The sequence below is a fragment of the Pseudomonas sp. BN607 genome (assembly GCF_029871175.1).
Lineage (GTDB): Bacteria > Pseudomonadota > Gammaproteobacteria > Pseudomonadales > Pseudomonadaceae > Aquipseudomonas.
This window is the reverse complement of record NZ_SSOE01000045.1, coordinates 1-13,958: the sequence shown is the minus strand read 5'-3', so window position 1 is coordinate 13,958 and position 13,958 is coordinate 1. Positions and strand designations below refer to the sequence as shown.

The following is a 13,958-nucleotide window of genomic DNA, read 5'->3' as shown; positions in this document are numbered from 1 at the left end:
TGTTCGGCGACCAGCGCATGAGCTACCGGGCGTTGAGCGAGCTGTCCAGCCAGTGGGCGCACAAGCTGATCGAACAGGGTGTCGGCCCGGAAAGCCTGGTGGGTATCGCCGCCGAGCGTTCGCTGGAAATGGTCGTTGGCCTATTGGCGATCCTTAAAGCCGGCGCCGCCTATGTACCGCTGGACCCGGACTACCCTGCCGAGCGGCTGGCCTACATGTTCGAAGACAGCGGCATCGAGCTGCTGCTGACCCAGGCGCACTTGCGCGAGCAGCTGCCGGCGTTTGCCGGGCAGGTGCTGCTGCTGGACCAGCCCGGCGAGCTGGGCGGTTACGCGCGGCAGGTGCCGGCGTGCCGGCTGCACCCGGAGAACCTGGCCTACGTCATCTACACCTCCGGCTCGACCGGGCGGCCGAAAGGCGCCGGCAACCGCCACCTGGCGCTGTACAACCGGCTGGCGTGGATGCAGCAGGCGTATGCGCTGGACAGTGCGGACACGGTGTTGCAGAAGACCCCGTTCAGCTTCGACGTGTCGGTGTGGGAATTCTTCTGGCCACTGATGACCGGTGCACGGCTGGCCCTGGCGGCGCCGGGTGAGCATCGCGAGCCGGAGCGGCTGATCGACACCATCGAGCGCCACCAGGTCACCACCTTGCACTTCGTGCCGTCGATGCTGCAGGTGTTCGTCCGCGAGCCGGGCTTGCAGCGCTGCCACAGCGTGCGGCAGGTGATCTGCAGCGGCGAGGCGCTGGCGGTGGACACCCAGCAGCAGGTGTTCAGCCACCTGCCCGGTGCCCGGCTGCACAACCTGTACGGGCCGACCGAGGCAGCGATCGACGTCACCCACTGGACCTGTGTCGACGAGGGGCGTGACAGCGTGCCGATCGGCCAGCCGATCGCCAACCTGTACACGCACATCCTTGGCCCGGCGTTCGAAGCCCTGCCGCAGGTGGCCATGGGCGAGCTGATGCTCGGTGGCCAGGGCCTGGCGCGTGGTTACCATCGTCGCCCGTCGCTGACGGCCGAGCGTTTCGTGCCCGACCCGTTCGGCAGCCACGGCCAGCGGCTGTACCGCACCGGGGATTTGGCGCGCTACCGCGACAGCGGGGTGATCGAGTACTGCGGGCGCATCGACCATCAGGTGAAGGTGCGCGGGCTGCGTATCGAACTGGGTGAAATCGAGGCACGGGTGCTGGAGCACCCGCAGGTGCGCGAGGCGGTGGTGCTGGCCCAGGACAGCGGCCATGGCCAGCAGCTGGTGGCCTACGTACTGGCCGAAGAGCAGGGCATGGCAGTGGACGCCGCCGAACTGCGTGACAGCCTTCGCGAACAGCTCAAGGGCAGCCTGCCGGACTACATGGTGCCGACGCACATCCTGCAGGTGCAGGCCTGGCCGGTGACGGCCAACGGCAAGCTCGACCGCAAGGCGTTGCCCAAGCCCGACAACAGCGCCCTGCAGCAGGCCTACCGGGCGCCGCAAACCCCGCTCGAGCAGCACGTTGCGGGTATCTGGCAGGAGGTGCTCGGCCTTGAGCGGGTGGGCCTTGGCGACCACTTCTTCGAGCTGGGTGGTCACTCGTTGCTGGCCACCCAGGCGGTCTCGCGGATGCGCAAGCTGCCGGGTGTGCAAGTGACGTTGCGTGACCTGTTCGATCACCCGGTGCTGGAGCGCCTGCTGGCAGCGCTCGGCGGCGCTGGCAAGGCTGCGACCGCGCACGGTGTCGAGCTATTGGCCCATGGCGAAAAAGCCACCGCACCGTTGTCGTTGATGCAGCGGCGCTTGTGGGTTGCCGAACAATTGTCCGGGGGCAGTGCTGCCTACGGCATGCCATTGGCCCTGCGCCTGCAAGGGCCGCTGCAGGTCGAGGTGTTGCGCAACAGCCTGAACGCGCTGGCGCAGCGACATGAAGTGTTGCGTACGGCCTACGTGCAGGATGACGAGGGTGATCCGCTGGCGCTGATTGCCGACCGGATCGAGGTGGATATCGCCCTCGACGACTGGTCCGGGTTCAGCCCGCAGGAGCAGCAACGGTGCATTGCCGAAGCCACCCTGGCCAACGCCAGCACACCGATTGCACTGGAGCATGCGCCGTTGTTGCGCTGCCGTCTGGCGCGCCTGGCAGACCAGGAACATGTGCTGTTCTTCGCCATGCACCACATCATCTCCGATGGCTGGTCGATGGGCGTGCTGGTCCGCGACCTGGTTGACATCTACCGTCACAGCGCCCCAGGGCAGACCCACCTTCTGGCGCCGTTACCGCTGCAGTATTCAGACTTTGCCTTGTGGCAGCAGGCCCTCGAGCAGGCGGGTGAGCTGCAGCGCCAGGCAAGCTACTGGCAGCAGGCCTTGGCCGGCCATACCGGCCGCCTTGAGCTGCCACTGGAGCAGCCGCGCAGCGATCAGGCCTCCCATGCCGGCGGTGCGGTGGACTTCAGCCTGTCGCCGGCATTGACCGATGCGCTTGGCCAGTTCGCGGCCAAGGCCGGGGTGACCCTGTACAGCACGCTGCTGGCAGCGTTCCAGTGGTTGATGCACCAGACCAGCGGTGCTCACGACGTACTGGTCGGGGCCGACACCGCAGGCCGCCAGCACAGCGAACTGGAAGGCCTGATCGGCTTCTTCGTCAATGTGTTGCCGCTGCGATCCAGAGTGAGCGATGGGCTGGCCTTCGGTGACTTCGTGCAGGGCACCCAGCGCACCTTGCTCGCGGCCCTGGAGCATCAGGACCTGCCGTTCGACATGATCGTCGAGGCCCATGGCGCCCCGCGGGTGCGCGGCATGAACCCGCTGGTGCAGGTGCTGTTCGTGATGAACAACCTGCCCCTACGCAGCGAAGCCCTGGCCGACATTACCGTGCAGGCGCTGCCCGCCCCGGCGCTGTATTCGAAGTTCGACATGGCCCTGTTCATCGAACAGGAGGCCGGGCAGCTCAGTGGCAACTGGCAGTTTGCGACAACGCTTTTCAGGCAAGAGCATATCCAGCGACTCGTCAGCGCATGGATCGCGATGCTCGAACAAATCGTCAGTGTTCAGGATACGAGGTGGCAAGCGATGAACGTTCCATTACAGGGTGGCGGCCTGGCCGGCAGCACACCGGTAAGCGCCCCGGCCAGCAAGGCCGACAAGCTGGGCAAATTCCTCAAGCGCTCTGCCGGCGCCACTGCAGCTGCACCGCCACGGGCGGCGGTGCGCGAGTCGCTGCTGGTGCCAGGCCAGCTGTTCCCGTTGCTCGTCGAGCCGGGCGATGCATCGATCGACCTGATCGAGTGGGTGCGTAACAACCGGCCGCTGGTCGAACGCAAGCTGGGCGAGCATGCCGGGATCCTGTTCCGCGGCTTTGCCCTGGATGGCATCCAGGGGTTCGAAGCATTCGCTGAAGCTGTACAGCCGGGGCTTTACGGCCAATACGGTGACCTGCCGAAGAAGGAGGGGGGCAAGAACACCTACCGCTCCACGCCGTATCCGGAAAAGAAAATGATCCTGTTCCATAACGAGAGTGCGCACCAGGACAGCTGGCCGCGCAAGCAGATGTTCTATTGCGAGCAGCCTTCGCCGGTCGGCGGTGCCACCCCGGTGGTCGACTGCCGCCTGATGTACGAAAGGCTGCCGCAGGCGCTGCGGCAGACCCTCGAGGACCAAGGGCTGCTTTACGTGCGCACGTTCGCCGACAAGCTCGATGTGCCATGGCAGCATTTCTTCCGCACCGATGACCGCGCCGAGGTCGAGGCCCGTTGCCGTGCCGCTGGCATCGAATGGCGCTGGCTGGACAACGACGAGTTGCAGACCCGCACCCGCTGCCCGGCAATCATCACGCACCCGATCACCGGCGCACGTTCGTTCTTCAACCAGGTGCAGTTGCACCACATCTATTGGCTGGAGCCCGATGCACGCGAAGACCTGCTGGCCATGTTCGGCCTGGAGCGCATGCCACGGCATGTGTACTTCGGCGATGGTTCGCCGATCCCCGACCAGGACATGCAACTGATCGGCGAGCTGTATGAAGCCTGTGCCGTGCGGTTCCAATGGCAGAAAGGCGACGTGATCCTGGTCGACAACATGCTGGCGGCGCATGCCCGTGACCCGTACGAGGGGCCGCGCAAGATCGTCGTGGCGATGGGCGACATGTTCGACCGGGCCGCGCTGGAGGCGGCTGCGGCCATGCAAGTGATGGCGACCGAGGAGGTCGAGGAATGAACAGTTACGTAGACCAGGCCGAGGATATCGGTTTTGCCCTGACCGTCGACCAGCAACACTGGCTCGACGCCTTGCCCGCCTGCCCGGGCTGGTCACAGGCCGCGACGTTGCTGAAGGTCTGCATTCAGGGCAGGCCGGACCAGGCACGCCTGAGCCAGGCACTTGGGCGCCTGGTCGAGCGCCACCCGATATTGGCCGGGCGCCTGGGCACTGCTTCGGGATACCGTGGCCTGCGCCAGTTCATCGGTGCTCGCCAGCCAGCCCTTCAGTTGGCGGTGCAGGCCGATGCGCAGGGGGCGGCACTGCTTGAGCCTTGGCTGCAGCAGCGCTTCGACATCGACCAGCTGCCAGCTGCACAGGCCTTGCTGGTACCTGCCGCCGATGCCGGGCACTGGCAGTTGTGGCTGGGCGTGGCGGGCTTCGCTTGCGATGGGGCTGGCATGGCCATGCTGTACCGGGACCTGTTGGCCCTGTATGACAACACGCCAAGCGGGCTGGATGAAGACCTGCCCGAAGCCTTCGGCCAGTACCTGGAGTGGCGTGCCGAGGTAGCCCAGGATGAGGATGCAGCGGCAGCCCGCGGCTACTGGCAAGGGCACCTGATGCCAACGGCGCAGGGCATGAGCGCGCCGTGGCCAGCCTACCGTCAGGACCAGCCAGCGACACACCAGGCGCATCACCAGGTCAGCCTGCCGCTGGGGTTGCAGGGGCAGTTGCAGCAGTTGGCCGCAGCCCGTCAGGTCAGCCTGGATACCCTGCTGCAGGCGGCGTGGTGGGGCTTGCTCGGCCGGCTTGGCGATAGCAACCGGTTGTTGGGCGCCTGGCAGCACGATGCGCGACAGGATTATGACTACTTCGCAGCCAGTGCGGGGTCATTCAGCAAGTGCTTGCCGGTGTACCTGCAGTGGGCTGAACAAGCCACTTTCGGCGAGCATCTGGCAACGCTGGCGGCACTGCTGGAGCAGCATGTGACGTGGCAGGAGTACTGGGTACCGGAATGGGTACCCACAGCCGTGCCGACCGTGGCGTTTTCCACTACTCCGGCGCTGGCGCCGCAGGTTGCTGGCGGGCTGTGCTGGCAGGGCGAACTACTGGCGCCACGCCTGCCGGCGGGCATCGAGCTGCAGCTGCGCATTTGCCCTGCGGCGGGTGCTGACCAACCGATTACCGTGAGCCTGGATTACCTGGCCGGGCGCTATAGTGCCCGCGGCATGCAAGGCCTGCTGGAGCAGTACATTGAATTGCTGCGCAGCATCGCCCAGGCACCGGACCGCCCGCTGCGGCAGTTGAACCTGCTGGGTGAAGCGGAGCGCCAGCGCCTGTTGTCGATCAACCCTGCGCCGCAACCACTGGGTGCGGCGTCGCTGGCGGCACGGATCAGCCAGTGGGCAATCGACACCCCCGACGCGCTGGCGCTGGTCGCGGGGGACTCGGGCCTGAGTTATGCCCAGCTGGAGCAGGCTGTGCAGCGCCTGGCGCTGGCGCTGCAGCAGGCCGGCGTGCAACCCGGGGCGGTGCTGGCACTGGCGCTGCCGCGCTCGCTGGACTGGGTCGTGGCGATGTTGGCCAGTTGGCGCGTCGGCGCGGCCTACCTGGCGCTTGAGCCGCACTGGCCCGTTGCCCGGCAGGTGCGCCTGATGACACAGGCCGGGGCGACGCAGGTGCTGGTCGAACCGTCAGCGATGGCCAGCCTGCGTGAGCAGGGCATAGCGGCGCTGAGCCTTGACAGCCTGTACCCGCTGGCGGTTGACACTGCACCGCTGCAACCGCATGCAGCCAGCGCCACCGATGCCGCCTATGTCCTGTTCACCTCGGGCTCGACAGGCACCCCAAAAGGGGTGGTGATCGAGCACCGGCAACTGCTGAACTACACCGCAGGCGTGTGCCACACGCTGGCGCTGGAGCACTGCCGTCACTTTGCCTTCGGCTCGACCGTGTCGGCCGACCTTGGCCATACCACGCTGTTCGCTGCCTTGCATGTGGGCGCGACACTGCACGTAGCTGCCGACGAGGTGATGAAGGATGCCGAACTGTTCGCTGCGTACATCGAGCAGCAGGCAATCGACTGCCTGAAGATCGTGCCGTCGCACCTGAGCGCGTTGCTGGAGTCGAAGGCACCGGTGTTGCCGGCAACGGTCATCCTGGGTGGCGAAGCCCCGAATGCGACGTTGCTGCAGCGCCTGTTGCAGATTCGCCCGGACTGCCGACTGTTCAACCATTATGGCCCGACCGAAACCACGGTCGGGGTCATGGTGCACCCGGTGCGGGCGGTGCCCACAGGCACCCTCGGGTTGTCGCAGGTATTGCCTAACAACCAGGTCTATGTGCTGGATCAACACATGCAGTTGGCGGTCACCGGCGTGCTGGGCGAACTGTACATTGGTGGGCAGCAGGTGTGCCGCGGTTACCTGCAAGAGGTGCAGGGTGACCAGCCGGCTTTCGTCGAGAGCCCGTTCGTGGCAGGCGAGCAGCTTTACCGCACCGGCGACCTGGCGCGCTATCGCCCGGACGGTGCCATCGAGCTGCAGGGGCGGCGCGACCATCAGGTGAAGATACGCGGCTTTCGCATCGAGCTGGCCGAGATCGAGGCGCAGCTGTCGGGCGCCCCTCAGGTGGTCGAGGCAGCGGTGGTGTGCGACGGCGAAACGCTGAGTGCCTACGTCGGCTTGCGCGACGAGGCCACGCCGGCTGCCCTTGACGCGATCCGCGAGCACCTTGCCCGGCAACTGCCGGCGGTGATGTTGCCGCGTACCCTGCAGGCGCTGCCGCGTCTGCCGCGCCTGGGTAACGGCAAGCTCGACCGGCAAGCGTTGCGGCAAGTGGGCAGTGAACCTGCGGCGGGCTTGCAGGCCCCGCGTGATGCACTGGAAACCGTGATTGCACAGCGTATGGCGCAACTGCTGGGGCTGGAGCAGGTAGGTATCGAGCAGGACTTTTTCGCGCTGGGCGGGCATTCGCTGCTGGTCATCAAGCTGGCGGCCGGTATCCGCAAGTCGCTGCAGTGCGACATCAATCCGGGTGTCATTTTCGACCACCCTACGGTTGCTACCCTTGCCCAGGCGCTGCGCGAACGCGAAGCCAACCCTGGCCAGTTGCTCAAGCTGGCCCAGGCCCGTTTGCGGCTCGACAGCATGAGCCCCGAAGAAAAAGCCCGGCTGCTGGAAAAGAGCCGCTGAGCATCACCCCCAGGGGCGGCCAGTTAAACGGTTAGGGCCCACAGGTGCTTGCCTTGAGATGCTGAGGGCCTGTGAGATCGAGCGCCGCCCGCGCGGCGCTTCGCGGGGCAAGCCCGCTCCCACTGTCTGTTTCGGGCCAATCACGCTTGTGAGTTCACCGCTGGCCGCCTTGTTTGTTCCATTCGATATCGGCTGCGCCCCAGGTCTTCACCAATTTCCAGCCATGCACCCAGGGTTCGCGCGCCAAAGGCACAGGAATAATTGGCCCAAAACAGATGTGGGAGCGGGCTTGCCCCGCGAAGCGCCGCGCGGGCGGCGCTCGATCGCGGTGAATCCCGTTGCTGGATACTAATGCAAAAAATTCTCATTCTGGATTTTCAACGGTCATGCGTCTTATGTAGGAGCGCGCTGAAAGCCACGCGTGGCCAGCCGTTCTGAATTGCGTGTCAGGCGCCTGTCGCGGGATCTGCCCGGGGGAGGATGGGCAGATCGGCCCAGTGGGCCGTTGGCAGGCGCGGGACGATTTCATTACACGATATAAATAGAGAAATACCATGCCAGCAGGATTTTTCGAGTTCAAACCATTGGTCAAGGCGCTCTGCATGTCCCGCTCCATCGGCGCCCGCTCATCACGGGCGTTGCTCGGCAAAGGGGTGCTGGGCGCTGCATTGATGCTGCCCGTGGCCGCCCAGGTCTGGGCTCAGGGTGTCAGCTTCGACATCGCCGCCCAGTCGCTGCCCAACGCTTTGCGTGCGCTTGGCGAGCAGGCCGATGTGCAGTTCATCTACAACGCCTCGGAAATGGCCGACCTGCGTGGCAACGAAGTGCGCGGCAGCTACACCGTCGACGCGGCAGTGGCGCAACTGTTGCGCGGCCTGCCGGTCAGCTACAGTCTGGACGGCAATACCCTGACCCTGGTGCGGCGTGAGCGGGCAGCGTCCTCGGCGCTGGAACTGGGCGCCACCAACATCACGGGCAACACCCTGGGCGTGACCACCGAAGGCAGCAACTCGTATACCACCGGTGGCGTCACCATCGGCAAGAGCGAACACAAGCTCAAGGACATTCCGCAGAGCGTGACGGTGATGACCCGCAAGCGCATGGATGACCAGAACATCACCGACTTGCCGACGCTGTTGGCCAACGCGCCGGGCATGACCTTCGCCAAAAGCCCGGGTACCGGCGGCTTCATCACCTCGCGCGGCTTTGAGATCGACTCGCTGCAGTACGATGGCGTGCCCATGACCCGTGGCATCTACGCGCTGGGCAGCTACCTGACGGAACCCACGGCATTCTATGACCGTGTCGAACTGCTGCGTGGCGGCGCTGCGCTGCTGCAAGGGGCCAACAGCCCCGGTGGCGCGATCAACTTCGTGCGCAAGCGCGGCCAGGCCAAGCCGACAGTCACCCTGACCGCCCAGGCCGGTTCCTGGGACCACTATGCCACCCAGGTTGACGTTGGCGGCCCGCTGAACGAGGCGGGCAACATCCGTGGGCGTGCCGTGGTCGACTACGATACGCGCAACTCTTTCATCGACTATGTGGGTGGCTGGGAGCAGAAGGTCTACGGTGCGCTGGACTTCGACCTGTCTGAAGACACCACCCTCGGTGTCGGCATCAGTGATCGCAAGACGCGTTTCACGCCCATGGTCGCGGGTTTGCCGCGCTTCAGTGATGGCCGGGATGTAGGCTTGTCGCGTTCGACCTTCACCGGCTCCGACTGGAACCGCGGCATGACCGAGCAGCTGGCGTTGTATGTCGACCTCGAGCACCGCTTCAACGACCACTGGAAGTTCAAGACCGCGGCGGTGGCGATCAACGAGCGCAACGAAATGACCTACGCCTACGTGGTAGCGCCGACCGGCCTGGCCAACGATGGGTCCGGGTTGTACGACTGGCGCTATGCCACTGATTTCAACTCCCACAGCCGCGGCCTGGACATGTTCGTCGATGGCGACTTCAACGGTTTTGGCTTCGACCAGGAAGTGGTCTTCGGCGGTAACTACTCACGCTTCACCAGCGACAACACCATGGCGGTGGTGCGCAGCGCCGGGGCGAACATTTTCGATCTCGACAACCACTTGCCCTTCGAGAACTACGACAGCCTGGCGGCCCGTGGCACGCGAACCGACAGCCAGTACACGATCGTGCAGAAAGGTATCTACGGTACTTGGCGCGTCAAGCTGACCGACCCGCTGACCTTGATCCTGGGCGGGCGTACCAGCTGGTACTCCTACGATTACGATTCCCAGGTCTATCAGGCCGGCGTCCATCAGTACGACAGCCCGGCCTCCAAGGCCAACAACGGTGTCGTCACCCCTTACGCGGGCCTGGTGTACGAATTGACGCCGCAATGGTCGGCCTACGCCAGCTATGCCGACGTCTTCATCCCGCAGAGTGCCATTGGCGTGGGCGGCTCCACGATCGAGCCGATCACAGGTAGCAACTACGAGCTGGGCTTGAAGGGCGAGCTCAACGACGGCCGGGTCAATACCAGCGTCGCGCTGTTCCGCTATGACCATGAAAACCGCGCGGTGCCGATTCTGAACACCGAATCGTTGTGTGGCGGCTCCAACTGCTCGGCAGCGTCTGGCAAAGTGCGTAGCCAAGGCCTTGAAGCGGAGATCAGCGGTGAGGTGCTGCCGGGCCTGCAAGCGTCGGCCAGCTATGTCTACAACACCACCAAGTTCCTCAAGGACAACACCTACGAGGGCAAGATCTTCTCCACCTGGACGCCGAAACACTCGGTGAAGGTGTGGACGGACTACACCCTGCCTGGTGACTTCAGCCGCTTCAGTGTCGGCGGCGGTTTCAACAGCCAGAGCAGCACCGTTGCCTACGACCGCAAATTCGATTCGCCCGGCTTCACCATCTGGAATGCGCGCCTTGGTTACAAGGTCAGCGACGAAGTCAGCCTGGCGGTCAACTTCAACAACATCTTCGACAAGGTGTACTACATCCCGTCGTATGCTGCGGTCAGTGCCAACAACTACTACGGCGACCCTCGCAACTTCATGTTCTCGGTCAAATACACCCCACAGTTCTGAACCTGGGGCCACGCAGGCCATCTTGGCGGGTACCCCGCCCAGATGGCCTGCGCCAGGTCACAGCTCCCGCGCTACACGAAAGCCCAGGAAGTCGCCACGTACCGTGCGTTCGCGATCATTGCGATTGCCCGAACGCGAGAAGATCGGCGCTTCACCCCAGTCATTACCGCGCATGTGCGCCGCCTGGCAAAGCCCGCCGTCGGCCTCCATCCAGGCGCTGCCATCGCTGGGCGCGCCGACGTAGTCCTTGTGGTAGCAGTCGGCGACCCATTCATACACGTTACCGTGCATGTCATAGACGCCAAAGGCATTGGGCGGGTAGCTGCCTACCGGTGAGGTGTAGCTGTAGCCGTCCTTGGGGCCGTAGGTATTGGCGTGCTTGCTGATCTGGTAGTCGCCTTCTTCATCGAACGGGAAGGGGAACGGCCCGGTGGAGCCGGCCCGTGCCGCGTACTCGCGTTCGGCCTCGCTGAGCATGCGGTAAGTGTGGCCGGTTTTCTTGCTCAGCCACTGCGCATAGGCCTGCACATCGTAGTAATCGACGCACACTGCCGGCTGGCGCGGCCCTTGCTGGTAGCGAGGCTTGCTGGCCTGGCACAGGCGCCCTGGGCGTTTGTCACCGTCCTTGATGACCACGCCGGTTTCCTTGATATAGGCATCCAGCTCGCCAGCGGTGACCTGGAAACGGCTGATGGCGAAGGGTTTGGCGAAGGTCACGGTATGTTGCGGGCCTTCGTCGGGCTGCTTGCCCGGTTCGTCATCCGGCGTGCCCATGACGAAACTGCCCGCAGGCAGCACGACCATTTCCGGGCAGCCGGCCTTGCAATCCTGGAAGACCTCGCCCGGGGTCTTGCCGGCAGCCTGGGCGAGTAGCGGGCAGGCCGCCATGGCCAGGGCAAGGGCCAGGCCGGTGACGGTGTAGGGGGCGCACTTCATGGCGAACGTTTCCTTTTTGGCAGGTGTGACGGGGTATTCAGGGTGCCGGGCAGCTACGGCCGAACGCCTCGATGAACGAGTCGATCAGGGGCTGCTCCAGCATCATGGTTTCGTGTGGGTAGGGTGAGTGCAGCGAAACGTCCAGCTCACCCCCTGCGCAGAACTGGCGAATGACCTGCTCGGCGGCGTGAATGTGTGCTGCGCTCTTGTGCACCTGCGACCACCAGCAGCTGGGCTTGACCCTGAGCGGCGCGAGGGTGAAATCGGCGAAGCTCGCTTCCAGCTGATCGTGGATGTCGAACGCCTGGGCATTCATGATCTGGGCCTTGGCACTGGCCAGCACGCCCTGGACATCGCTGCCAGCGTCAGCCAGGTGCGCCGTGGCCCACTGGTAGAACGCCTTGACGTCCTGAGTAGGGTTGGCGTGCAGCTGCTCGGCGGCGGCCTGTTTGGCCTGCGGGAACAACAGCCCGAACAGCTCGACGGTGTCTTGCAGCTCGCGCTGGCCCGGTGCATCGCTGTGGCGGGCTGGGCGAGGGGTGTGCTGGGGGAACGCGGCGCGGCTTGACTGCGCCTCGGGCAGGGTGCTGTCGACCAGCCCCAGGAATGCGACCTCGCAGCCGGCCTGTTCCAGCTGCCGGGCGATGTCCCAGGCAATGCTGCCGCCCAGGGACCAGCCCATCAGGCGGTATGGCCCGGACGGTTGTGCCTGGCGGATCTGTGCGGTGTAGTCGGTGATCATCGCTTGCCAGCCCTGCCGTTCGGCCGGCGCCGGGCTGCCGCCCCGGTGCTGCACGCCGTAGACGCAAGCCTGCGGCTCCAGGCACCTGGCCAGTGGCTGATAGCTGAAGACCATGCCGCCGCTGGGGTGGATACAGAACAATGCAGGCAGCGGTGTGGCCGGGCGGTTGAGGGGCACGATGCACGGGCTCGCACCTGCATGCTCACGGCCCAGATGTGCAGCCAACAGGTCGATGCGGGGGTAGGCGAGCAGGTCCTGGATACGCACTGCCAGGCCCAGTTCCTGCTTGATGCTGGCCAGCAGCTGGATGGCCAGCAACGAGTGGCCACCCAGTTCGAAGAAGTGATCGTCGCGGCTGATACGTTCGACGTTTAGCGCGGTTTGCCACAACGTGGCCAAGGCCTGTTCCAGCGTGCCCTGGGGGGCATTGTAGGCCTGTTGCAACAGGCTGGCATCGGCCTTGGGCAGGGCCTTGCGGTCGAGCTTGCCGTTGGCTGTCAGCGGCCACCGGTCGAGCAGCAGCAGGTGCGCCGGGACCATGTAGTCCGGCAGCGCTTCCTTCAACTGTTCGCGCAGCTGCGCACGCAGCCCGGCCTGCTGCTCCAGCGCTACCTCGGCAGCGGGGATCAGGTAGGCCACCAGCTGCTGGCCGGTCGCGCCTTCCTGGGCCAGCACCAGGGCCTCGCGCACTTGTGGTTGCGCCTGCAGGCGGGCTTCGATCTCACCCAGCTCGATGCGGAAGCCGCGGATCTTCACCTGGTGGTCGATGCGCCCGGCGTATTCGATCACCCCGTCGGCGTGGTAGCGCGCCAGGTCACCGGTGCGGTACAGGCGCCCGCCAGGGGCACCGAACGGGTCCGGCACGAAGCGCGTGGCGCTCAGGTCGCTGCGCTTGAGGTAGCCGCGCGCCAGGCCGGCGCGGCCGACGTACAGCTCGCCGATGCAGCCTTTGGCTACCGGGTTCAGGTCGCCGTCGAGCACATACCAGGACAGGTCGGGGATCGGCACGCCCATCGGGCTGCTGGCCGCCTTGCCCAGGTCAGCCAGCGACAGCGGCCGGTAGCTGACATGCACGGTGGTTTCGGTGATGCCGTACATGTTCACCAGCTGCGGCTGGCGGTCGCCGAAGCGCTCGAACCACGGTGCCAGGCTGTTGACGTCCAGCGCCTCGCCCCCGAACACCACGCTGCGCAATGCCAATGGCCGCTGCGGCTCGGCCGTGGTGGCCACTGCCATCAGTTGCTTGAACGCCGACGGGGTCTGGTTCAGCACCGTGACCTGCTCGTCGGCCAGCAGCTGGTAGAAGGCCTCGGGCGAGCGGCTGGTGTGCTGCGGCACGATCACCAGGCGCCCGCCGTACAGCAGGGCGCCGAAGATTTCCCACACCGAGAAGTCGAAGGCATAGGAGTGGAACAGGCTCCACACGTCGTCGCTGCCGAAGCGGAAGTCGGCGTCGGTGGCCGTGAACAGGCGCAGCACGTTGCGCTGCGGCAGCAGCACGCCCTTGGGCTTGCCGGTGGAACCGGAGGTGTAGATCACGTAGGCGAGGTTGTCCGGGCTGACGGTGACCGGCGAGCAGGCCAGCGGGTCGGCCTGGCTGCTGTCATCGTTGCTTTCCAGGCTGAGCACGCGCACGCCTGCCGGCACCGGCAGGCTGGCCAGCACCTGGGGCTGGGCCAGCACGCGCTGCAGGCCGCTGTCTTCGATCATGTAAGCCAAACGGTCGGCCGGGTAGGCCGGGTCCAGCGGCACATAGGCACCGCCAGCCTTGAGAATGGCGAAGATGCCAACGACCATGTCCAGCGAGCGCTCGGCGGCCAGGCCGACCAGCACGTCAGGCCCGACCCCGTCGTCGACCAGGCGC

Annotated in this window: 5 protein-coding genes; 3 read left to right on the top strand and 2 right to left on the bottom strand. The window is 65.5% G+C overall.

The genetic code is table 11. The features are described 5' to 3' along the window. The 3 genes from E8E68_RS11585 to E8E68_RS11575 form a co-directional block, all read left to right on the top strand. Window positions 1–4,193, top strand: a 4,193-nt coding sequence (locus E8E68_RS11585) for an amino acid adenylation domain-containing protein (protein ID WP_280341492.1), incomplete at its 5' end; no start/stop codon positions are given. Further along, the gene (locus tag E8E68_RS11580; protein WP_280341489.1) at window positions 4,190–7,369 is read left to right on the top strand and encodes an amino acid adenylation domain-containing protein; all 3,180 of its coding nucleotides are present in this window, start codon (window positions 4,190–4,192) and stop codon (window positions 7,367–7,369) included. The genes E8E68_RS11585 and E8E68_RS11580, both read left to right, overlap by 4 nt. A gap of 554 nt (window positions 7,370–7,923) precedes the next feature. Beyond that, window positions 7,924–10,416 (top strand): TonB-dependent siderophore receptor, encoded by a 2,493-nt coding sequence (locus E8E68_RS11575; protein ID WP_280341487.1) that lies wholly within the window; start codon window positions 7,924–7,926, stop codon window positions 10,414–10,416. Between the two features lie 57 nt (window positions 10,417–10,473). Here the strand turns inward: E8E68_RS11575 and E8E68_RS11570 are convergent, their stop codons facing one another. Next, entirely contained in the window at window positions 10,474–11,304 is an 831-nt protein-coding gene (locus E8E68_RS11570) for a formylglycine-generating enzyme family protein (protein ID WP_280341495.1), read from the bottom strand. A gap of 85 nt (window positions 11,305–11,389) precedes the next feature. Then, a partial coding sequence (locus tag E8E68_RS11565) for an amino acid adenylation domain-containing protein (RefSeq protein WP_280341484.1) occupies window positions 11,390–13,958 on the bottom strand: 2,569 nt, incomplete at its 5' end.